At 73.2% G+C, this 21,391-nt stretch carries 20 protein-coding genes; 5 read left to right on the top strand and 15 right to left on the bottom strand.

What is annotated here, in order from left to right; translation table 11 throughout:
* Positions 1 to 39: 39 nt before the first annotated feature.
* Positions 40 to 1,032 carry a dihydroxyacetone kinase subunit DhaK gene (gene dhaK, locus ACIQD7_RS08820; RefSeq protein WP_402440791.1) on the bottom strand — a complete coding sequence of 331 codons (993 nt, stop codon included), beginning with the start codon at positions 1,030 to 1,032 and terminating at the stop codon, positions 40 to 42.
* Between the two features lie 258 nt (positions 1,033 to 1,290).
* Between dhaK and ACIQD7_RS08815 the strand changes: the two genes are divergently transcribed.
* On the top strand, positions 1,291 to 4,230 hold the full coding sequence (locus ACIQD7_RS08815; protein ID WP_402440789.1) for an AAA family ATPase: 2,940 nt from the start codon (positions 1,291 to 1,293) through the stop codon (positions 4,228 to 4,230).
* Here ACIQD7_RS08815 and ACIQD7_RS08810 read toward each other — a convergent pair.
* A complete protein-coding gene (locus ACIQD7_RS08810; protein WP_402440787.1) occupies positions 4,224 to 5,975 on the bottom strand; it encodes a putative Ig domain-containing protein in 1,752 nt (583 codons plus the stop codon). The two genes, ACIQD7_RS08815 and ACIQD7_RS08810, sit on opposite strands and share 7 nt — an antisense overlap.
* Positions 5,976 to 6,341: 366 nt before the next feature.
* On the opposite strand from ACIQD7_RS08810, the gene ACIQD7_RS08805 reads away from it, so the two are divergent.
* Positions 6,342 to 6,842: a hypothetical protein gene (locus ACIQD7_RS08805; RefSeq protein ID WP_402440785.1), complete on the top strand. Its 501-nt coding sequence runs from the start codon at positions 6,342 to 6,344 to the stop codon at positions 6,840 to 6,842.
* 281 nt (positions 6,843 to 7,123) lie between these two features.
* Here ACIQD7_RS08805 and ACIQD7_RS08800 read toward each other — a convergent pair whose 3' ends face one another.
* The 4 genes from ACIQD7_RS08800 to ACIQD7_RS08785 all read right to left on the bottom strand — a co-directional run bounded on the left by ACIQD7_RS08800 (position 7,124) and on the right by ACIQD7_RS08785 (position 10,270).
* The gene (locus tag ACIQD7_RS08800) at positions 7,124 to 8,251 is read right to left on the bottom strand and encodes an MFS transporter (protein WP_402440783.1); all 1,128 of its coding nucleotides are present in this window, start codon (positions 8,249 to 8,251) and stop codon (positions 7,124 to 7,126) included.
* A gap of 45 nt (positions 8,252 to 8,296) precedes the next feature.
* Complete coding sequence (locus tag ACIQD7_RS08795) at positions 8,297 to 8,473, bottom strand: hypothetical protein (protein ID WP_402440781.1); 177 nt, start codon at positions 8,471 to 8,473, stop codon at positions 8,297 to 8,299.
* 20 nt (positions 8,474 to 8,493) lie between these two features.
* Positions 8,494 to 9,159: an SDR family NAD(P)-dependent oxidoreductase gene (locus ACIQD7_RS08790; RefSeq protein WP_402440779.1), complete on the bottom strand. Its 666-nt coding sequence runs from the start codon at positions 9,157 to 9,159 to the stop codon at positions 8,494 to 8,496.
* 94 nt (positions 9,160 to 9,253) lie between these two features.
* Positions 9,254 to 10,270 (bottom strand): zinc-dependent alcohol dehydrogenase family protein, encoded by a 1,017-nt coding sequence (locus tag ACIQD7_RS08785; RefSeq protein ID WP_402440777.1) that lies wholly within the window; start codon positions 10,268 to 10,270, stop codon positions 9,254 to 9,256.
* A 208-nt stretch (positions 10,271 to 10,478) separates the two neighbouring features.
* Between ACIQD7_RS08785 and ACIQD7_RS08780 the strand changes: the two genes are divergently transcribed.
* Complete coding sequence (locus ACIQD7_RS08780; protein ID WP_402440775.1) at positions 10,479 to 11,363, top strand: helix-turn-helix transcriptional regulator; 885 nt, start codon at positions 10,479 to 10,481, stop codon at positions 11,361 to 11,363.
* A 134-nt stretch (positions 11,364 to 11,497) separates the two neighbouring features.
* Here the strand turns inward: ACIQD7_RS08780 and ACIQD7_RS08775 are convergent, their stop codons facing one another.
* The gene (locus tag ACIQD7_RS08775) at positions 11,498 to 12,778 is read right to left on the bottom strand and encodes an MFS transporter (protein WP_402440773.1); all 1,281 of its coding nucleotides are present in this window, start codon (positions 12,776 to 12,778) and stop codon (positions 11,498 to 11,500) included.
* Positions 12,779 to 13,117: 339 nt separating this feature from the next.
* On the opposite strand from ACIQD7_RS08775, the gene ACIQD7_RS08770 reads away from it, so the two are divergent.
* The gene (locus ACIQD7_RS08770; protein WP_402440771.1) at positions 13,118 to 13,267 is read left to right on the top strand and encodes a hypothetical protein; all 150 of its coding nucleotides are present in this window, start codon (positions 13,118 to 13,120) and stop codon (positions 13,265 to 13,267) included.
* Between the two features lie 68 nt (positions 13,268 to 13,335).
* Here the strand turns inward: ACIQD7_RS08770 and ACIQD7_RS08765 are convergent, their stop codons facing one another.
* From ACIQD7_RS08765 to ACIQD7_RS08745, 5 genes are all read right to left on the bottom strand, one after another.
* Entirely contained in the window at positions 13,336 to 13,899 is a 564-nt protein-coding gene (locus ACIQD7_RS08765) for a hypothetical protein (RefSeq protein WP_402440769.1), read from the bottom strand.
* 255 nt (positions 13,900 to 14,154) lie between these two features.
* On the bottom strand, positions 14,155 to 14,625 hold the full coding sequence (locus ACIQD7_RS08760; RefSeq protein WP_402440767.1) for a hypothetical protein: 471 nt from the start codon (positions 14,623 to 14,625) through the stop codon (positions 14,155 to 14,157).
* 113 nt (positions 14,626 to 14,738) lie between these two features.
* Positions 14,739 to 15,314, bottom strand: a complete 576-nt coding sequence (locus tag ACIQD7_RS08755) for a hypothetical protein (RefSeq protein WP_402440765.1) — start codon at positions 15,312 to 15,314, stop codon at positions 14,739 to 14,741.
* A 137-nt stretch (positions 15,315 to 15,451) separates the two neighbouring features.
* Positions 15,452 to 15,931, bottom strand: a complete 480-nt coding sequence (locus tag ACIQD7_RS08750) for a hypothetical protein (RefSeq protein WP_402440763.1) — start codon at positions 15,929 to 15,931, stop codon at positions 15,452 to 15,454.
* Positions 15,932 to 16,160: 229 nt separating this feature from the next.
* The gene (locus tag ACIQD7_RS08745) at positions 16,161 to 16,835 is read right to left on the bottom strand and encodes a carbonic anhydrase (protein WP_161372477.1); all 675 of its coding nucleotides are present in this window, start codon (positions 16,833 to 16,835) and stop codon (positions 16,161 to 16,163) included.
* A gap of 257 nt (positions 16,836 to 17,092) precedes the next feature.
* On the opposite strand from ACIQD7_RS08745, the gene ACIQD7_RS08740 reads away from it, so the two are divergent.
* Positions 17,093 to 17,971: a DUF4394 domain-containing protein gene (locus ACIQD7_RS08740; protein WP_402440760.1), complete on the top strand. Its 879-nt coding sequence runs from the start codon at positions 17,093 to 17,095 to the stop codon at positions 17,969 to 17,971.
* Between the two features lie 23 nt (positions 17,972 to 17,994).
* Here the strand turns inward: ACIQD7_RS08740 and ACIQD7_RS08735 are convergent, their stop codons facing one another.
* From ACIQD7_RS08735 to ACIQD7_RS08725, 3 genes are all read right to left on the bottom strand, one after another.
* A complete protein-coding gene (locus ACIQD7_RS08735) occupies positions 17,995 to 18,741 on the bottom strand; it encodes an anti-sigma factor domain-containing protein (protein WP_402440758.1) in 747 nt (248 codons plus the stop codon).
* Complete coding sequence (sigK, locus tag ACIQD7_RS08730) at positions 18,738 to 19,304, bottom strand: ECF RNA polymerase sigma factor SigK (RefSeq protein ID WP_402440756.1); 567 nt, start codon at positions 19,302 to 19,304, stop codon at positions 18,738 to 18,740. The genes ACIQD7_RS08735 and sigK overlap by 4 nt, the downstream gene beginning before the upstream one ends.
* Positions 19,305 to 19,710: 406 nt before the next feature.
* Positions 19,711 to 21,210: a glutamate synthase subunit beta gene (locus ACIQD7_RS08725; RefSeq protein WP_402440754.1), complete on the bottom strand. Its 1,500-nt coding sequence runs from the start codon at positions 21,208 to 21,210 to the stop codon at positions 19,711 to 19,713.
* Between the last annotated feature and the right edge of the window lie 181 nt (positions 21,211 to 21,391).

The raw sequence follows: 21,391 nt of genomic DNA, 5'->3' as shown, positions 1-21,391 counted from the left end.
CACTCCCGTACCGTCGTCCACCGGTCCCTCCCGTCCCGTTCACAGTCCCCAGCGCAGGGCGGGGGTCCGTACGGGCGCGTCCCACAGGCGCAGCAGCTCCTCGTCGGCCTCGCACAGGGTGACCGAGCAGCCCGCCATGTCGAGCGAGGTCACGTAGTTCCCCACCAGTGTCCGGGCCACCGGCACCCCGCGCTCGGTGAGCACCCGCTGCACCTCGGCGTTGAAGCCGTACAGCTCCAGGAGCGGGGTCGCGCCCATCCCGTTCACCAGGGCGAGGACCGGCCCGGACGGGCGCAGGTCCTCCAGGACGGCGTCGACGGCGAAGTCCGCGATCTCCCGGGAGGTCATCATGGCCCGCCGCTCGCGGCCCGGCTCGCCGTGGATGCCGACGCCCAACTCCAGCTCCCCGGCGGGAAGGTCGAAGGTGGGGCCGCCCTTAGCGGGGGTGGTGCAGGCGCTCAGGGCCACCCCGAAGGAGCGGGACCGCGCGTTGACCCGGCGGGCGACCGACTCCACGCGCTCCAGCGGAGCGCCCTCCTCGGCGGCGGCCCCGGCGATCTTCTCCACGAACAGCGTGGCCCCGGTGCCGCGCCGCCCCGCCGTGTAGAGGCTGTCCGTCACGGCCACGTCGTCGTCGACGAGCACCTTGGCGACCTGGATCCCCTCGTCCTCGGCCAGCTCGGCCGCCATCTCGAAGTTCAGCACGTCCCCGGTGTAGTTCTTCACGACGAACAGCACCCCGGCCCCGCTGTCGACCGCGGCGGCGGCCCGCACCATCTGATCCGGCACCGGGGACGTGAAGATCTCCCCCGGACAGGCGGCGGCGAGCATCCCCGGCCCCACGAACCCCCCGTGCAGCGGCTCGTGCCCCGACCCGCCGCCGGACACCAGCGCCACCTTCCCCGCCACGGGCGCGTCCCGCCGCACCACGACCCGCCGCTCCACGTCCACGGTCAGCTCGGGATGCGCGGCGGCCATCCCGCGCAGCGCGTCGGCGACGACGGTCTCGGGGACGTTGATCAGCATCCTCATGAATACCTCCTGGTGACACCTGACGGTACGTCGGGGCGGGGTCGACGGGATGCGCCTCGCGTGCGCACGGCATGGCGGAATTATCGGCGCTCGACCGCGCGGGCGCACGGGTGCGACGCTCGGCCACGTACGCGCACGGGGGCGGCCCGGAGCCTCGCCCGCAGGTCGCGCCCGGGGGTCGAAGCGGCCGGGACGACCGGCGCACCCGGGCGGCGAGAGCCCGTTGGCCGCGCCACGGGTCGGTCGTACAGTGTGCGCATGACGTCGCGGACGATCATGCGCAGCCGCGTTCCCGCCGCTCCGGGCGGGCGGGACGGGCCCGGGCCGGAGGACGTCCTGCGTCTGCTCCGTACGGAGCGGCGCGTGGTGGTCCGCGGTCCGTGGGGGACGGGCAAGTCCACGCTCCTCGCCGCCGTGAACGAGCGCCTGCGCGCGGGAGCCCCGGCCGGCGCGGTGTTCCTGTCGGCGGCGCGGGAGGACGACCGTGCCTCCCCGTACGCGGTCCTGCGGAAGCTCCTCGCCTTCGGCTGCCCGCCCGGACACCTCCGCGCGCTGTCGGCCGCGTACGCGGACCGTCTGCTCGCCCTCGCCACGTCGTCCCCCGCGCAGGCCGTCCCCGAGCCCGACCACGGGCTCCTGCGGATCGCGGTGACGGCGCTGTTCGCCGCGCACCCGGGAGCCGTCCTGGTCGTCGACGGAGCGCAGTGGACCGACGAACGCAGCGCCGACGTCCTGGCGTACGCGGTCCACGCGCTCGCGGGCCCGGTCGGGACGGGCGGACCGCCGCTGTCGGTCCTCGCCGCCGAACGCGCCGCCGCCCGGCCCGGCGACACCCCTGCCGCCGAACGCCTCCTCGGCTCCTACGCGGCGGTCCTCCCGCTGCGGCCCCTCGACACCGCCTGGACGGCGGACCGGCTGACCGGGGCCGGACTGCCGAGCCGCTGGGCACCGGCGGTGCACCGGCACTGCGGCGGCCATCCCCTGCTCACCCGCGAGGCGTGCGCCGCGCTCGCCGGGACACCGGCCGGGAGCGGTCGCCTCGAACTCGCCGGCGCCGCACGTGACGCGGCACGCACCTGGCTGCGGACCCTGCCGCGGGACGTCCGTACGACCCTGACCGCGGCCGCGCTGGCCCGGCACCCGACCACCGGCCTCCTCGTACGGGCCGGACACCCGGACGCGGAGGCCCGGGTGGCCGTGGCGGAACGGGCCGGGCTGGTCGGCACCGACGCCTCGGGCACGGTGCGGTTCGCGTGCGGAGCGCTGCGCGAGGCGGCGGCCGACGACGCGGGAGCCCGGGGCGGGCGCCGCGTCCACCGGTCCCTGGCAGCGGCCACCCGGGACCCGGTGCACCGCGTCCGGCACCTCGCCCTCGCGCAGGAGACCCCCGACGGCGGGCTCGCACGGCGGGTGGAGCGGGCCGCCGGGAAGGCCCGCGCCGCGGCCGAACCCGCCCTGGCCGCGGAGCTGCTCGTCCTGTCCGCCCGGCTCACGCCCGTCGACGCCCGGGACGACGGCCTGCGCCGCCTGGCCCGGGCCGCCCGCGACGCCGCGGCCTCCTCGTCCGTCGGCGTCGCGGCGGAGGTCCGCGCGGAACTCGACCGGATGCGGGCCCCGCGCCGGGACCGGCTCGCGGCCGCGCTGGCCCTCGTCGACGCGCACGGCCAGGCCCTGGTCGAAGCCGAACCGCTCCTCGGGACCGCCCAAGCGCTCGCCGGCCGCGACCCCGGGCTCCTGGCCCAGGTGGAGCTGCGCCGCGCCATCCAGACCAACGTCTGCCGGGGCGAGCCCGAACGGGCCCTCCGGGCCGCGACCCGCTCCTCCGAACTGGCGCGCCGGGCGGGCGACACGACGCTCGAAGCGGCCGCGCTGACCATGCGGGCCCGGATGGAGCGCATCACCGGACGCCCGTCACCCGCACGGCACACCCTGGACCGGGCGCTCGGGCTCCACGCCTCCGCCGCGGCCATGGGGATCCGCAACAGCCCGGAGTACCTGGCCGCCCGGCACGCGGTCTTCGACGACCGGCTCACCGACGCGCGCGACCGTCTCCTCACCCTGCTTCCGCAGGCCGAGGCCCTCGGCAACGCCGAGGACCTCGTCGACGTCCTGCGCAGCCTCGCCGAAGCCGAAGCCCGCGCCGGACACTGCGCGGAGGCCCTGGAACGGAGCGCCCGGGCCGTCGGCCTGACGGCGCGGCACGGACTATCCCCCGGGCCCGCCTGGTACACGGCCGCGCTCGCCCAGCAGGCCGGCGGCAGCTTCGCCGAAGCCGTACGGCTGGCCGGTCTGGCCGTGCGCGCGAGCCGGGAGGAGCACGACGTCATCCACCTTTCGCGCAGCCTGTGGGTGCGGGCGGCCTGCCAGCTGGCCATGGGGGAGGCGGCGGTGGCCGCGAAGGCCCTGGCTGAGGTCGAGGCCGTCGAACGCGACCAGCGGGTGGCGGATCCGACGATGCTGCGCTGGCAGCCCGATGCCGTCGAGAGCCTCGCCGCCTCTCCGGGCACCCTCGACAGGGCGGAGGAGCTGCTGGAGCGCACGCGTTCCGGTCTCGCGGCCGGAGGCTTCTCCGTCGGCACCTTCACCGCCGGCCTGTACCGGGCCGAGGCCGCCTGCCTGCTGCGCCGGGGCGACGCCGGAGCGGCCGAGGCCCGTCTCCGGACCGCCCACGCACTCTTCGAGGACGCCGGGCTGCCGCTGGAGGCGGGCCGGACCCTCCTCGCGTGGGGGCGTCTCGAACGCTCCCGCCGCCGCCAGGCCGCCGCCCGGACGGCGTGGCGACGGGCCGAGGAGGTCTTCACCGCCTGCGCCGCCGAGCCCTGGCGGGAGCAGGCGGCCGATCTGCTGGGCAGACTCGCCGGACGGGCCGCCCCCGCCCGGACGGAGACGGCCGGGGCCGAAGCGCCCGAGTCGCTCCTCACCGCGTCCGAGCACCGCCTCGCCGTGCTCGTGTGCCGGGGCGCCACCAACCAGGAGGCGGCACAGCACCTGTTCGTGTCGGTCAAGACCGTGGAGGCGTCGTTGAGCCGCGTCTATCGGAAACTCGGCGTCCGCTCGCGCGGCGCCCTGGCCGCCTCCTTCGCGCCGCGCCTCGTTCCCGGGGACGCCGGAGAGCACGAGGACGGGGCCGGCGGCCCCCCGTGCCCGCCGGCCCCGCGTGCGTGGACGCCGCCCGACGAGCGGCGGCACAGTCAGTAGAAGACGCTCCAGCCGAAGGCGACCGAGGCGGAGCGCCCGGCGGCGTCGGTGACGGTGACGCGGGAGGTGGTCATGCCCCAGGTCGTGGGCGTTCCCGACACGGTGCCCGTCGTGGCGCCGATGGACAGTCCGGCGGGAAGGCCGGTCGCGCTCCAGGAGTACGGGGCGGTGCCGCCGGTCACGGAGAGCGGGAGGACGACGGCCCGGCCCACCCGGACGGTCTGGCTTCCGGGGTGGGCGAGGGCCGGCGGGGTCCCCGAGGCGTCGGTGACGGTCCAGGTGAAGGAGACGGAACCGGACGCGCCGGCGCTGTCCGTGGCGGTGAGGGTCACCGAGGACGATCCGGCGGCCGTGGGCGTTCCCGACACCGTGCCCGTCGTGGCGCCGATGGACAGTCCGGCGGGGAGGCCGGTCGCGCTCCAGGAGTACGGGGCGGTGCCGCCGGAGGCGCTGTTGGGCAGGGAGACGCTCCGGCCGAGCACGGAGCTCTGGCCGGCGACGGCGGCCACCGTGACGGTGCCCGGCTGCGGAGCCGAGGTCACCAGGCTCAGCCCCCACTTCGCGAGGGCCTCGTTGACCGGCTGGAAGATGGTGAACCTCTCGCCGCTGCCGCCCGAGCAGGTGGCCGAGCCGCCGCCGGAGTGCAGCCCGACCGCCTTGCCGCCCGTCGCCGTGACGTACGAGCCGCCGGAGTCGCCGCCGGCGGAGCAGGCGTCGGTGTACGACAGGCCGCCGATGACCACGTTGCCGTAGTCCACGGTCTGGTTCACCTTGGTGATCTTTCCGCACCGCCAGCCGCTGGTCTGGCCCGAACGGCACACCGAGGTGCCGACCACGCCTTCCTGCGCGCCGGTCACCGTCACGTCTCCGCCGCCGTGACCGGACACCTTCGGCGACAGCGCCCAGCCGGCCTGGTCGACCCCGACGAGACCGAAGTCCCCTTCGGAGGCGTTGACGCTGTGGGAGCCGCCCTGGTTGGACGTGCCGAGCCGCGTCCCGTCCTTGCCGTAGGCGGGCTGGTTCGCGTCGTTGGTGCAGTGCCCCGCGGTCAGGAAGCCCTTCGTGCCGCCCGACCCGGAGACCGAGAAGCCGATCGAGCACGGGCTCTCGCTGCCCGGCACCCACTTCTCCCCGCCGACGACGTCCCCCTGCTGCTGACGGGGACGCTCCGCCGCCACGACGCGCACCGAGGAACCCAGGTCCCGCAGCGCGGCGCGGACCCCGGCGACCCGTCCGGCCTCCACCCGTACCTCGACGTCGGCCGACGCCTCGTCCGCGCCCCAGCCGACCACGCCCGGGGCACGCCCCGCGCCGACGATCCGGCCGACACGGTCGACGGCGGCGTCCAGCGCGGCACGGTCACGGCCCACGACGCGCGCGTCGGCCCCGGCCGCACGGGCGGTGCGCGCGTCGGCCTCCGACGCCACCGCCACGTTCAAGCGATCCGTGGCCGCGTCGAACCACATGCCGGTCACCTTCCCGCCCGGCAGGACGGCACGGACCGCTCCGGCCGTGCGGTACGTCCGCTTCTCGGCGGCGAGGCGGTCGACCGCCTCTTGCGGCGTCAGCCCCAGATCACGCCGCACCGCGGCGAGCAGACCTGCCGGGACCGGCACGTCACCGGCCACCGGGGCGGGGGCGCCGGCCGGCACCCCCGCCCCGGCCGGCGAGACGCCGAGCCCGGCGACGACGAGCGCCGCGCCCACACCGGCCAGTACCGCTTTCCGCCAACGTTCTGCATGCACAAGGGACTTCACGTGACGTCCTCTCAGAGGGGGAAACTCCGTGAGCCGGAGAGAGCGCCACCCTGCTCCCACGAGCGGGACGTAGGCATCGGGGAAAACCCTTGTCGTCGGCGACACCCCGCCGGGGTCGGGGCGCGGAAATCTCCGCACGGCCACCGCTCCGGCGGCCGCCGACCGGGCCGTTCGCGCTTCGGTGGAGCAGGAGGAGGGAGACGGGGATGTCCCATGACAGGGTCCGGCCGTGATGTGTGATGTGTGGGGGCACGAGATGCGGCAGGCGCCGGTGGCGGAATTGTGAGAGGCGTACGCCTGCCAGTGGCTGACGGGGTATCACGCGCCCGGCAACGGCATGAGGGGAATGGGTTCATGGCTGCGGTGATCGCGATGCTGGAGGAACTCAGGGGCCTCGCCCGGCTGACCGCCGAGGGCGCGGCGGCGCGGTTCTCGGCCCGGGGGTGGACGCCCGGGGGCAAGCCCCGGGACGGTGTGGAGACCTCGTGGGACAAGGACGGCGTCGGGGCCTGGATCCGGACGTTCGGCGGTGGGGCGGTCTGCGTCTCGTTCGCCGTCTGGATCCGGGACGTCGACGCGTCGGGCTACTTCGACGACCTGGAAGCCGTCTACGAGGAGGGGGAGCGGGTCCTCGCCGGTCTCCTCCCCGGGATCGAGCGCTCCTCCTTCGCCGGGCACCTCGCCGAGGCCGGGCGGACGGAGGAGGACGAGGACGAGTTCGTCGCGCTGAGGAAGTGGACCCTCGACGGCCGGACCCTGACCGCCGGTGTGGTCCAGCACGACACGGACCTCCCGGTGATGGTCGTGGTGGCCCTGGAGGACCGGGCCGCGTCCATGGACCGGCACGAGGCGTAGACCCCGTACGGCTCGCCGATCCGGGACCTCACCTCGTCGAGGTCCTCCGGCCCGTAGTCCGTCAGGATCCCGCCCGAGAGGTCGAGACGGTACGCGTCCCCGTTCCAGTGGAGCCGCTCGTCACCCGTCGCGGGGTCCGGCACGGGACCGAGGGAACGGATCAGCCCTTCGAGCGACGGGCGTCGCTCCACAGGGGCGAGAACGATGACGGACGGCCAGGACACGGGCTTCCGTCTCCGCGACGACCGTAGCCGGACGGTTCTCGTGTGTCGTCCGGCTTTTCAGCTGCGGGGGAGCGGGTGCCGGGTGGTGCGGCCGTCGTGTACGCGTACGCCGCTGGAGTCGTGTGCGAGTGCGAGGGCGAGCGCGGTGAGCGGCAGGAGGGTGAGGGCGGCGGAGACGCCGCCGACCAGGGCCGGTCCGGTCAGGCCGAGGGAGGAGTCCAGGGCCGTCGCGGCGAGGGCGGAACCGGCGGCGATGCCGGTGTTGTAGGCGGAGGTGGTCAGCGCCGAGGTGAGGGTGGGGGCGTCGCCGGCGAAGCGGACGGCGAGGGAGGTGACGACGGGGTTGACGGTGAACCCGGCCAGGGCCGTCAGGAAGACCAGGGCGACGGCGGTGACGGGCCCGGTGGACAGCGGGATCAGCAGGAACAGGGCCAGGGCCGTCACGGCGGCGGCGGTGAGGGTGGCGGCCATCGGACGGCGGTCGCCGAGCCGGCCGCCGACGGCGGTGCCGCCCAGGGCGCCGAGCCCGAAGACGACCAGGACCAGCGGGACTGCCCCGGCCGGGATGCCGGCGCGGTCGGTCAGCAGCGGGGTGACGTAGGTGTAGGCGGCCAGGACCCCGCCCATGATGAGGACGGCGGCGGCCAGGGCGGCGAGGACGGCCAGCGCCCAGAAGGGGCCGCGCCAGCCGGTGTACTGGCCGACGAAGGCGCCGATCGGCACGCCGACGACGTTGGCCAGGGTCAGGCCGCCCATCATGACGCCGACGGCCCGGGTGGCCCGGGCCGGTCCCGCGGCGGCGGTGACGATGACGAACCCGACGGCCCAGAACGCGCCGGTGGCCAGCGCGGTCACCACCCGGGCGGCCAGGACGACGGCGAAGGAGGAGCTGAGCGCGGCGACGACGTGCCCGAGGGCGAAGACCGCAAGCGCCGAGACGAGGGTCAGACGGCGGGGGAGACGCAGGGTGGCCAGGGCCATGGCAGGTCCGCCGACGATCATGCCGATCGCGAAGGCGGTGATCAGCAGCCCGGCGCGGGAGACGCCGATGCCGAGGTCACCGGCGATCTCCGGGAGCAGTCCGGCGATGACGAACTCGGTGGTGCCCATCAGGAACGTGCCGGCGGCGAGCACCCACACGACGAGCGGCAGCTTGCCGGTGCGGGGGCCGGCTGGGGGAGACATACGGGTCCTTCTTCTTCCTCTGGTGAGTTCGGTCGGTCGCCCGGGTCAGGGGGCGGCTTCGAGGGTGACCCGGATGTCCATGGGAGTGCTCCTGCCGGGGGTGGACGGCGGGGTGGAGGATGGTGCGGCTTCTTGTGGGGTGCCGGAGCAGGCGGTCGCGGCCGGCAGCAGGGCGACTGCCGGGACGACGCCGGCCATGCGGCGACGGACCGCGGAGTTCATGGAAGGGACCCCCGGGGTCGTCATGCGGGCATGGGCTCGGCGTAGTGCCGGAACGCGCCGCGCTCGGTGTGGAGGGCGTACAGGCGCTCGGCCAGGGCCTTCGGGCTGGAGTGCTCGGAGTCCGGGCGGATCGCGCCGGGGACGATCAGCTGGGCGACGTGGATGTTCTCGCCGGCGACGGCGTCGTGGAGCATCCGTACGTAGGCGCTCTCGGCGGCGAACGCGATCGAGGTACCGGCCACGTCGGGATTCGGGCGTACGGCGCTGCCGCCGTTGACGAACAGCAGCGTGCCCCGGCCCAGCTCCCGCATCCCGGGCAGGACGGCGTTCACGCAGGTCACCGGGCCTTTGACGGAGAAGGCGAGCGGATCGTCCAGATCGGCGGCGGTGGTCTCCAGGACCGGCTTCATGAAGTCGCCGCGGGGCACCGGGCTGAACTGGAGGACCTCGACGGGCCCCAGGGCGTCGGCGGCCTCGCGCAGGGCCGTGGTGAGGGAGACCGGGTCGAGGACGTCGGCGGTGAACCCCCGGGCGTGGACGTTCTCCCGGGCCAGCTCGGCCACCAGCTCGTCCTGGTGCCGGACGTTCCGCGAGACGAGGGCGACGCGGTGGCCGGCGGCACCGAAGCGGCGGGCGGTGGCCAGGCCCAGACCCGGGCCGGCGCCGATGAGGGCGAAGGTGGTCACGGTAGTTCTCCTTGAGGACGGGGGCGGGGACCGGGTGGGGGCAGGACCGGGCAGCCGGCAGCGGGCAGCGCGGACAGCGGGCAAAGGGAGGAGATCAGGGCTTGAGGAGGACCTTGACGGCGCGGCGCTCGTCCATGGCCCGGTAGCCCTCGGCGACCCGGTCCAGGGGCAGGGTGAGGTCGAAGACCTTGCCCGGGTCGATCCGGCCCGACAGGACGCGGTCGATCAGATCGGGCAGGTAGCGGCGTACGGGGGCGGGGCCGCCGCGCAGGCCGACGTGCGAGAAGAACAGCTCCTGGCCGTCGATCGCGACCTCGTGCGGGACGCCGACGAAGCCGACGTTGCCGCCGGGCCGGGCCGAGTGCAGCGCCTGGCTCATGGCCTGGGCGGTGCCGACGCACTCCAGGACGGAGTCCGCGCCGATCCCGCCGGTCAGCTCCTTGATCCTCTCGACGCCCTCCTCGCCGCGCTCGGTGACGATGTCGGTGGCGCCGAAGGCCCGGGCGAGCTTCTGCCGGGACTCGTGCCGCGACATGGCGATGATCCGCTCCGCGCCCCTCTCCCGCGCCGCGATCACACCGCACAGCCCCACCGCGCCGTCGCCGACGACCACGGCCGTCGAGCCGGGCCGGACCTCGGCGGCGTCCGCGGCCCACCAGCCGGTGCCCATCACGTCGGACACGGCCAGCAGACCGGGCCAGAACTCCTCGGCCGGCACCTCGGCGGTGGCGACCAGGGTGCCCTCGGCGTTCGGGACGCGTACGTACTCCGCCTGGCAGGTGGACATGAACTCGCGGCGCAGACAGTTCGACTGGAACCCGTTCGCGCAGTTCGCGCAGGTGTTGTCCGAGGTCGCGAAGGAGCCGACGACGAACTGGCCGGGCCGGAGCGAGGAGACCTCGGAACCGACCTCCTCCACGAAGCCGACGTACTCGTGCCCCATCGGGTGCGGCTCGCCGATCGGTTCCGCACCGCGGTACGGCCACAGGTCGGAGCCGCAGACACAGGTGACGGCCGTACGGATGACGGCGTCGGTGGGGTGGAGGACCTTCGGGTCCTCGACGGTCTCGAAGCGGACGTCGCCGGGGGCGTGGATCACTGCGCCGCGCATGAGGGGGCTCCTTCGCGTGCCGGGGGATGCGGTGACGGGCGGTGCCGACCGCTGGGGATACGGGGTCCGTGGAACCCCCACCGGTACGGCCGGGCGGAGGGCACCACGCCATCCAGGTAACCCGCACTCCGTGCGCGCAGCGAGTCACCGACGAAGGGTGTACCGGTGGTACATCCCTCCGGCGGCGCGCCGGACGTACGGTCGGAGGGTGGACAACCAGGAAGAGGTCCGCGAGTTCCTCACCTCGCGGCGCGCGAAGATCACCCCCGGGCAGGCGGGACTGCCCGCAGGCCCCCGCCGACGCGTCCCGGGCCTGCGCAGGAGCGAGGTCGCGGCGCTGGCCGACGTCAGTGTCGAGTACTACGCCAAGCTGGAGCGCGGCAACCTCGCCGGCGTCTCACCGGGCGTCCTCGAAGCCGTCGCCCGCGCCCTCCGGCTCGACGACGCCGAACGCTCCCACCTGCTCCATCTGGCCCAGGCCGCCGACGGTACCGACGCCCTCACGCGGCCCCGCCTACGGCGCACCAAGGACCGGTGGAAGCCGCACCGCAGCCTGCAGTGGACCCTGGACGCGGTCACCACCGGACCGGCGTTCGTGCGCAACGGCCGCATGGACCTCCTGGCCGTCAACGAGCTCGCCCGCGCCTTCTACGCCGACGTCTACGCGGACCCGCACCACCAGGCGAACCTGGCCCGCTTCACCTTCCTCGACCCCACCGCCCGCCGCTTCCACCCCGACTGGGACCTCGCGGCCGACACCGCCGTCGCCATCCTGCGCACCGAGGCGGGCCGCAACCCCCACGACAAGGGCCTGCACGACCTCGTCGGCGAGCTCTCCACCCGCAGCGACGCCTTCCGCACCCGCTGGGGCGCCCACGACGTCCGCCACCACGGCACCGGCACCAAACGCTTCCACCACCAGGCCGTCGGCGACCTCACCCTCGCCTACGAGGGCCTGGAGATGGCCGCCGAACCCGGCCTCACCCTCACCATCTACACCGCCGAACCAGGCTCCCCCTCCGAAGAGGCCCTCCACCTCCTCGCCTCTTGGGCGGCCACCCACGGCGTCCACCATTCGTCCGTGGACCAGTGACTCCACTGAGGGGACCGGGCGCTGTTCGGCGGGAGCGGTGGTTGGTGGACTGCGATGAGCGCAGGGGGCTTCGGTGGAGCCGTATGGCGTCCGTTCTGTGACTATTCGAGGCCGGGAGGCGCAGGGGTAAGGCCTTACGCCGAGGCGTCTGCGCGGCGCTCCTCAGAGGCCTCTTCCTGGGCGAGCGCCTCTTTCCTCACCTGGGCGAGGCGCCTGTTGTTCAGTACGGGCAGGACCGCGAGGGCGGTGAGTGCCATGGCGGTGCCGCCTGCGTAGAAGGCGGCGGGGATTCCGAAGAACTTCGCCACCAGGCCGCCCGCGACGCCGCCGACGGTGAAGGCGCCCACGGCGACGGACCGGTAGGCCGCGGTGACGCGGCCCATCAGTTCGTTCGGCACGATCCGCTGCCGGAGGGTGACGACCTGGACGGTCTGGATCAGGACGGCGAAGCCGTCCAGTGCCATGAAGGCGACGGTGGCCGCCGGGCTGATCGCCAGTCCCATGCCGACGGTCGATCCGGCCGACAGCAGGTTCGTCACCAGGATCAGCGTGCCGATCGGCATCCGTGAGCCGATCTTGTCGGCCACGAGGCCGCCGGCGACCGCGCCGATGGCGCCGGCCGCGAGCAGGACGCCGTACCAGCTCGCGGTGACGCCGAGCACGTCCGTGGCGAGGAGGACGAGGATGCCGTAGGTGGCGGCGCTGACGGCGTTGCCCATCGCCGCGACGACGCTGAGCGACCGTAGTGTCGGCGACGTCCAGTACCACCGCGCGCCGACGGCGATGTCCGCGGCGACGCTCTTCACCGTCAGGGGTTCCGCGGGCGGCTCCTGACGGTGCCGGACGGCCGAGGGGATCAGCGCCAGCAGGCCGACGGCGGCCAGGTAGCCGCCGGCTCCGAGCACGAACGGGGCCGCGGCCGCGGAGGCGAAGAGGAATCCGCCCATCGGCGGTCCGATGAACTCGTTGCAGACGACGAACGTGGTCTGCAGCCGTCCGTTGGCCCGGCCCAGGCCGTCGGGGGTCACCAGGGTCGGGAGCCACGCGGACGACGCGCTGTCGTAGAGGGTCTCGGCCGTCCCGATGGCGAAGAAGACCGCGTAGAGCAGCGGCATGGAGACGGCGTCGCCGAGGACCGCCGCCGCGAGGGCCGCGAATCCGGCGACGCGGATCCAGTTCGCCGCCTGCGCGACGCGCTTTCGATCCAGCCGGTCCGCGAGAACGCCGGACAGGAAGGCCAGGACCAGCCACGGGGCCCTCTGCGCCACGGTGATGCCGGCGATCAGCGCCGGATCATGGGTCACGGTGGCCGCGAGCAGGGGCGCCGCGGCCAGGCTCACCCCGTCCGAAAGGTTCGACGTGGCGGTGGCCGCCCACAGCTTCCGGAAAGGCCGCCCGCCGGATACGGGTTTCATCGTCGGTTCTCCTTGAATGAGGCTTCACGGGCCACGGCTTCGGACAGGACGGCTACGGGGCGGGACTCGACAGAGCCCATGGAACGCGACGGGCACGGCTTCCAAGACCATGGAGTTCTACGCCCCGTGATCCGAGTGGAAGACCGTGCCGCCGACACGTCATCGCTGATCCCGCCCGCGCTTGACCAACTGTGCGACAGTCCGCAGGCCGGGCGAACCTCAACGACGTCCGTAACTGTGCGAACTTCCTTCCCGTGGCCGCAGGCAGGGGGTTTCCCGCCGACGCCTAAGTCCGACAGTCGACTCCACGGATATCGCCAGATGCCGAGCGGGCCCAGGATGGCGGGCAAGTCCTCCTGGAATGCCGCGTTCGACAAGGCTGTCGGTCTCGAATTCGGCGAGCGGCGACCCGTCTGGGAAGCCATGGAAGAACTCGCGGAACGGCATGGTGACGACAATGTGCGCTTCGTCGTGTGGTTCGACGACTGAGCGGGTCATTGCCGCCGTGCTCGTGGTGAGCAAGGTGCTTTCGAGGAGATCGGGCGGCCTGCGGATGGTCAGGAGGGAGATCGTTGTGACTCCACGACTCCGAGCAGGCGCTCGCGGTCGTCCACGCTGATCAGCCCGTCCGGAAGGGATTCATCCTCCAGCAACGCGCGCAGGGCGGAGGCGTGTGCGGCGAAGGCGGTCCTGCACCACTCGCGTTCCGGGTGATCGTCGTCCTTCCCGAACAGCAGCACTTGGTGTTCGTCGTCGGCGTCGACGGGGAGGGACAGCTCCGCGGCGACGACCAGGATTTCTATCAGGTCGGATCGGACCGCGATGTCGGGGACGGCCACCAGGCGGATCAAGAAGGGCAGGACGGCCGGCATCACGGCACTCATGTGGAAGACGCTGTTCATCAGGACGTTCTCCAGCACGGGCAGAGCCACCGGGCCGACCGCCTCGTCCAGGAGGCTGCGGAGCAGGACCGGGATTCCGGCAGGGCACCCGGGAATTCGCGACCAGTCGACGTCGGTGCGGCCCAGCAGTGCGGGGTGGTCGAACGCGGTCTGCGCCATCTGCGGATACTCACTGAGGAACCGGGCGACGGCGGCTTCTTTGACCGCCGTATCCATCACGCACATCTCTTTGCCTTGCTCCTGTCCCTGCGACTTCGCTCTGAACGGCGTCCGTGAAACTCTTCCCGATATGGCCATGAGCGGTTACAGAGGCTCTGGGTAGAGTCTTCGAATATGGCGAGCGGCATCAATGGTCTGGTGTCGGTCGACTCCGCGGCCGCCTGATCCCGCCTGGTGGAGCGGTGCTTCAATCGCCTCAAGCAGTGGCGAGACATGGTCACTCGCTACGGAAAACCGCCGAGGGGACGGCCGCGATCAATGCGTATCGAAACCCAGGCGATTCGGTACATCGCTCATTGTGCAAAGTGCTGTGACCTGCTCCTCCAAGTGGCTCAGGGCGTCCGTGAGGGAAAGCTGATCGACCCGTTCGTGATAGAGAGTGTGGGCATCGGCGTCGAAATCTCCCCGGGGCCGTTCAAGGACCACATCCGCCATGGCTTCGATGATGCACCCGGCCGAGGTGATGGTCACACCTGCCGAGAACCGCAGCTCACTGACATCCGAATCGCCCTCCGCGAAGAATCCGAAGCAGTGATGGGTCCTCAGTTCGGGTCCCGCAGCGTGCTTCTCGATCAAGAGGGAGGGAACCAGGCCGGAATCTTCCCCGAAGTCGTAGGAGATGTAAAGTCGAGTGGTGAAATCGTCCAGCTGCTTGTGCAGTCGGTGCATCGTGGTCAGTAAGAGAGCCGCGCTTTCGGCATCTTCTATGCCGGTGACGTTCAACATCGGTGAATCATCGCTCATTTCCGGGCCGGCAGTTCGGTCTTGTCTCGCTCGCGGCGATGCGGAATCGTCAGCCGGAGCCCAGGAGCCGTCACGCTCCGATCCTGATCGTGTCATCAGGTCGACGTCGGCCAGAAGCGGCTCGGCAGCATCAACGTCATCTCGGTGTGTTCCGGAGCGATGAGCAGAGGGAAGACCGACTCGCTCAGTGTCCGGCCCGGGAGATGTCTGCGGGCGACGATGATGTCGGTGCAGTAGACGGCGGCACCGCCGGTGAGCCGCCGGGGGACCTCCAGCCGCATCTCCCGGTCCATCTCGCTGGCGAGCATCCGCGAGAACGTGGCGAGTTCCGGATCCTGCTGCCGGGTCCCCTTCAATCGGTACAGCTTTTGCGCGATGTCGAGGAGCAGGTCAGGGTCGCCGTCGAATACCGCGGCGTCAGGGCTGTAGATCACGGCAGCCGGGAGGTCGTGCCAGCCACGTACGAACAGATCGGCGTTCGCCTGCACGATGGCGCCCCAGACCAAGCGGCCCTTGGCCAGCAGCACGTCCTGGGCCTTCAAGATCTCCGCCAGCGGATCCTCGCGCTCCACCCAGTCGGACCTGGGTATGCGCAGGTATCGGAACTTGTCGAACCAGGAGAAGCGTCGCGGCGCCTCCCCGAGCGATGTCCTGCACTGGTCGATCACCATCGTTGATCCCGTCACGCCGCAGAGCGTAGCCACCAGTCCCGGCAAGCCTGGGCCCGGCCCCGCGTCCTGCAGACGTTGCACCGTCCGGCACACCGCTTTTGAGCATCGGATTTGTCCATCCGGGCCACCTGCCGCGCTCAGCCGCACCCGCAAACGCAGGTACGGGACGGCCTTGAGGACCTGGTTCCTCCGCCGTTCGCAGGCTGCGGCGTTTGCGGGTGTTCCGCGGCCGTGCCGTCAGGGTTCCGTCCGAAGGCGGCCTCCAGGACGTCGGGGAGGTCTTCCTTGGGGACCGTGAGACGGACGTCCGCCAGAACCTGGGAAAAGGAGTCGTCGTCGATGACGCCCATGTACTCCTGGCGGAGTTGGCGGATGATCTCGACCAGCTCCGGTCTCAGCCGCATCCAGGCGCGGGAGGTGCGGACCTCTTCGTCGACCTGGTGCATGAACCAGCGCATGACCTCGTACGGGATGTCAGTGTGCGTTGCGTGCGGGTTGAAGCACACCGTGGGTTCCCGTGCCGGATCCTCGTCGGGGACGATTGCGGTGATGAGATTCCGTTGTACGGCCGCGAGATCCAGTTCCAGGTACCAGGCGTCATCGGGTACGGAGTACATCGTGGTGATCGCGTAGTCGCCGTCGGGGTGTCGAAGGGCCATTGCCGCATGTTGCCACGTTGCACCGGGGAAGTCGTCTCCGAATTATGCGGCCCAACGCCTTTATGCCCGAGCCCGGATGAGGAGGGTGCTGCCTGGTGGGCGGCGGCGTTCCTGTCCATGCCCTGATCCACGAGCGGGTGCCGTCCCCGCAGGGACGGCACCCGGCCTGCGTCGGACCGGACGGGGGCTACGGGGTGGGGGCCTTCTCCCCGGTCCGGGCCGCCGCCAGGGCGGCCGGCGTTCCCTCCGGGGCCTCGACGCCGCGCGTGGTCACGACGCGGGCGCTGCCCTCGGCGAGTGCGTAACCCAGTCCGACGACGGCGACCTCGCCGGCCGCGACCTGCTCGGAGAGCAGGCGGGAACGGTCGAGCAGCAGGTCGGCGGTGTGACGGATGTGCTCGTCGACCACGTCGCTGTCCGAGGTGAGACCGGCGGCACGCGCGGCCAGGATGCTCGGCGTGACGCGCTCCACCACGTCGCGGACGAAGCCGCTCGCCGCGAAACCGTCCTCGACCGCCGCACGGGCGGCGGCGACGGCACCGCACGAGTCGTGCCCGAGCACGACGACGAGACGGGCCCCGAGGACGCTGGTGGCGTACTCGACGCTCCCCAGCACCTCGGAGCCGATCACGTGCCCCGCGGTCCGCACCATGAACAGGTCCCCCAGGCCCTGGTCGAAGATGATCTCGGCGGCGAGCCGCGAATCGGAGCAGCCGAGGACGACGGCGAACGGATCCTGTCCAGGGGCCAGCTCCGCTCGGCGGGCCGCGTCCTGGTTCGGGTGCTCGGGCGAGCCCGAGACGAAGCGCTTGTTGCCCGCGAGGAGGGCGTCGAGGGCGACGGAAGGAGAAGTTCTAGGCATGGCATCACCTTACGGCCCGGCGTCGACGGGCCGTGGCATACGACGGGTGACGTGCGCCGACCCCGTCCCCGGGAGAAACCGGCCAGACCCACCGCAGCCACGCGTGTCGACCTGTGCGCGGGCGTGCCGGTAGGACTTTTGTGGGCCGTCCGGGGGGTTGTGGAATCCGGCACCCATCCCCGGCGGACAGCGGCGCCGAAGGGTCTGCGGATCCGCGCCGACGAGGGCGCGGACCGCCGACCGATCGGAGCCCTCTCGTGCGTACCCGAGTCGTCCCCACGGCCCTGGCCGCCGCCGCGGTGGCCGCTTCCCTGATCTCCCCCGCACTGGCCTCGGCGAAGGCGGAGGGCGCCGGGCCCTCCGCGCCGCACCGCGCCGCGCACCACCGTCTGACGAGCGTGGGGCTGACCTCGGACCAGCGGCTCGTGGAGTTCGCCGTCACCGACCCGTCCGGCGCCCGGTCCCTGGGCAAGGTCGGCGGGCTCAAGGGCGACGGCAAGCTGGTCGGGATCGACTTCCGCGTCCAGAACGGCAAGCTGTACGGCGTCGGAGACAAGGGCGGCGTCTACACCCTCGACCACAAGGCCGCGGCGGTGAAGGTCTCGCAGCTGACCGTCGCCCTCCAGGGCAAGCACTTCGGCGTCGACTTCAACCCCGCCGCCAACCGCCTGCGGGTCATCAGCGACACCGGCCAGAACCTGCGCCACAACATCGACGACCCGGCCGCCCCGAGGACCACCACCGCCGACGGCACCCTCACCAACCCCACCACACCGCCGTCCACGGCACTCGGCGTCACCGGTGCCGCGTACACCAACAACGACCTCGACGCGGCCACCGCGACCACGCTGTTCGACGTCGACACCGTCAACAACCGCGTCTCCCTGCAGTCCCCGGCCAACGCCGGCACCCTCGCCCCCACCGGCAACCTCGGCGTCGACGCCGGTCCCTCGGCCGGATTCGACATCTACTCCAAGCCCTCCGACGGGACCAACCACGGCTTCGCCGCCCTGAACACCGGCGGAAAGCAGCGCTTCTACACGGTCGACCTCCTCACCGGCCGCGCCGCCCTCGTCGGCGCCTTCCCCGCGTCCCGCCAGGTCGTCGACATCGCCCTCCCGCTCAACCAGCGCTGACCCCGCCACCGGCCCGCGCCGGCTCATGCTCCGATGGGGACGAGGCCCAGCGGCTCGGTGGTGGGCTGCTCGGAACCCCCGGCGGGTTCGACGGTGATGCCGACGGCGACGGCGTCCCCGAGGGAACCTTCGAGCAGCCGGGTCGCCGCCTCGCCGGTCCCGGGGAGCAGGCCGGCGGGCCGCAGGCCGCCCGCCTCGGCGGCGTACCAGAGTTCGTAGACCCGGTCGTCGGTCAGGGCCGGCAGGCCTCCGGCGGTGAACGCCGCCCGGTCCTGGCTCCGGGAGACGACGACGGCGACGTCCGTCCCGTCGTCCAGCCGCTCCGTGTGGAGGGTGGCGTCGGAGGCGGTGAGGACATCGGCGAAGGCCGAGCCGTAGCCGCGCGCCCGCTCCTCGGCCAGGGCGGCTTCGGCGCGGGCGTCCTCGGCCCGGGAGTGCTGCCACAGGGCGATGCCGCCGAGGGCGACGGCCGCGGCCAGGGACGCCGCCAGGACCATGTCCAGCACGCGCCTGCGGGGCCGGGGCGGGCGGGGCGCGTGCTCCTGGCGGACGGTCCCGATCCGCTCGAGGGTCCGCCGCCGCAGCTCGGGGGGAGGGGTGACGCTTTCGGCGGACGCGAGCAGGGTCGTCGCCCGCCGGAACTCCTCGACCTCGGCGCGGCAGGCGTCGCAGCCCGCGAGGTGGTTCTCGAAGGCGGCCTCCTCGGCGGGGGAGAGGGCGTGGAGGACGTACGCCCCGACGTCGTCGTGCGGGCTCCCGGCAGGCTTCATGATCCGCCCTCCAGACAGGCGCGGAGCTTCCGCAGGCCCGCGCGCATCCTCGACTTCACCGTTCCCGCCGGGGTCGACAGGGAATCGGCCACTTCGAGGCAGGTCAGCCCCTCGTAGTAGGCGAGCACGAGCGGGACCCGGTGGACGGGGTCGAGCCCGCCGAGACAGCGGTACACCCGCCGGTACTCGTCCCTGCCCTCGACGGTCTCCGCTACCTCGTCGAAGGAGCGCGCGGAGGACAGCATCGTGGCCCGCCGCTCCCGGTCCGCGCCTGCTTGCACGGCACGCACCCGGTCGACGGCACGGCGGTGGGCGAGGGTGAGGACCCACGTCCTGGCCGTGCCGCGTTCGAGCCGGTAGCGGTCGGCGGTGCGCCAGACCTCGATCATGACGTCCTGCGCCACCTCCTCGGCCTGCGCCGAGTCGCGCAGGATCCGGTGGGCCAGGCCCAGGACCGAACCGACGAGGGCGTCGTACACGCCGGTGAACGCCTCCCGGTCCCCGCCGGCCGAACGGATCAGCAGCTCCTCCAGCCCCGCGTCGTGCTCGGGTCCCTGCGGCACGCGCTGCTCACCGTCCTCTGCGTCGGTCGGCCGCCGCCCTCGCGCCACGGCTTCGGTGCACGGGGGTCGCCCTTGCCCGACTCTGCCCGCGATCCCGCGCGGACGCCGTACGGCGGGGGCAATCGGGTGAGCGCTCCGGCGCCGTACGGGGGGCGTCGCACCGGGCGGCGGCGTCGTGGCGATCATGACTGCCCCCTGGAGGGGTCGGGCCGGTGGGGACGGACCGGCGGCCGTGGAGCTTGTACTGAGGATGCCGTGGAGCTGTACTGAGGATTCGGAGCCGTGCCGCCGCCGGATGACGCGCCGGGGTGACGGATCATCGCCGGTACGGCCCGGGAACGACCGGAACCCGGCCTCCGCGGGCCCGCCCGGCCGTCCGGGCCCGTTCCCTCCTTCCCCGTACCGGCTACGCCAGCGGCCCGTCCGACGCCGTGATCGGGGCGGGGAGGTCGCTGGAGCCCCTCAGGTAGCGGTCCGCGGCCGCCGCGGCGGAGCGGCCCTCCGCGAGGGCCCAGACGACGAGGGACTGTCCGCGTCCGGCGTCGCCCGCCACGAAGACCCCGTCCGGGACCGGCCCGCCCGCCGGGTCACCCGGCCGCGCCGCGAAGTCGGCGGCGCGGGCGAAGTTGCCCCGGTGGTCGGGGACGAGCCCGAGCGCCGCCGTGAGGGGCGTGCCGTGCCGGGGGCCGCGGAACCCCAGGGCGAGCAGCACCAGTTGCGCGGGCAGCGTCCGCTCGGTTCCCGGGCGCGGCGCCCGGTCCGAGGGGTCCACCTCCGTGAGGCACACCGCCTCGACACGGCCGGCCGCGTCGTGCTCGAACCACAGGGCGGCCGTGCCGAAGACCCTCGGGTCGCCGCCGTCCCGGTCGAGGGCCTCCTCGTGGGCGTGGGAGACGCGGTGGATCCGGGGGTGGACCAGCGGCCACGGCTCGCTCTCCCGCCGGGACGGGCCCGCCATCGGGTTGATGTCCACGTGCACGACGGACGCGGCGCCCTGGCGCAGGGCGGTGCCGAGGCAGTCCGTCCCGGTGTCGCCGCCCCCGATGATCACCACGTCCCTCCCCTCGGCCGTCACGGCCGGCCGGGAGCGGTCGCCCCCGGCCGCCCGGTTCGCCGCCGTCAGGTACTCCATGGCCTGGTGGACGCCCTCCGACGCCCTTCCGCGTACGGCCAGTTCACGCGGCTCCGTCGCCCCGACGGCCACGATCACCGCGTCGTGCGCGTCCCGCATCGCGGTCGCGTCCAGATCGGTGCCGACGTCGACGCCGGTGCGGAACCGCGTGCCCTCCTCCCGCATCTGCGCGACGCGCCGGTCCAGCCACCGCTTCTCCAGCTTGAAGTCGGGGATGCCGTAGCGCAGCAGCCCGCCGACCCGGTCGGACCGCTCGAACACCGTGACGCCGTGACCCGCCCGGGTGAGCTGCTGCGCCGCCGCGAGGCCCGCCGGGCCCGAGCCCACCACCGCGACCGACCGGCCCGTCAGCCGCCCCGGCGGGTGGGCGCGGACGTGGCCCCGCTCCCAGGCCTCGTCGGCGATGGCTTGCTCGACGTTCTTGATGGTCACCGGCTCCCCGGTGAGCGCCAGGACGCAGGCGTCCTCGCAGGGCGCCGGGCAGACCCGCCCGGTGAACTCGGGGAAGTTGTTGGTCGCGTGCAGCCGTTCCGAGGCGGTGCGCCAGTCGTCGTGGGCCGCGTACGCGTTCCACTCGGGGATGAGGTTGCCCAGCGGACAGCCCCCGTGGCAGAAGGGGACGCCGCAGTCCATGCAGCGACGGGCCTGGAGGGCGACGAGCGGCAGCAGGGCCTGGCCCGCGTACACCTCGTCCCAGTCGCCCCGGCGCTCCGGGGAAGGCCGCGCGGGAACGGGCCGGCGGGGGGTGGTGAGGAAGCCGAAGGGGTCGGTCATGCCGCCCTCCGCAACGCTGCTCGGGGGTCCGACGTGAGTCCTCCCAGCGTACGTCCGCGACACGGCGGCGGGGCGGCGCGCCGGGCCGCCAAGGAGGACGGGGGAGGACGAGGGAGGGCGAGGGAGGGCGAGAAGTTCGCAGGGATCTTCGTCGCTCCGGGGGACGGCAACGAATCACCTG

Source organism: Streptomyces sp. NPDC093071, from assembly GCF_044754545.1.
GTDB lineage: Bacteria > Actinomycetota > Actinomycetes > Streptomycetales > Streptomycetaceae > Streptomyces.
The sequence above is the reverse complement of the archived record's forward strand: the minus strand, read 5'-3'. Positions and strand labels throughout refer to the sequence as shown.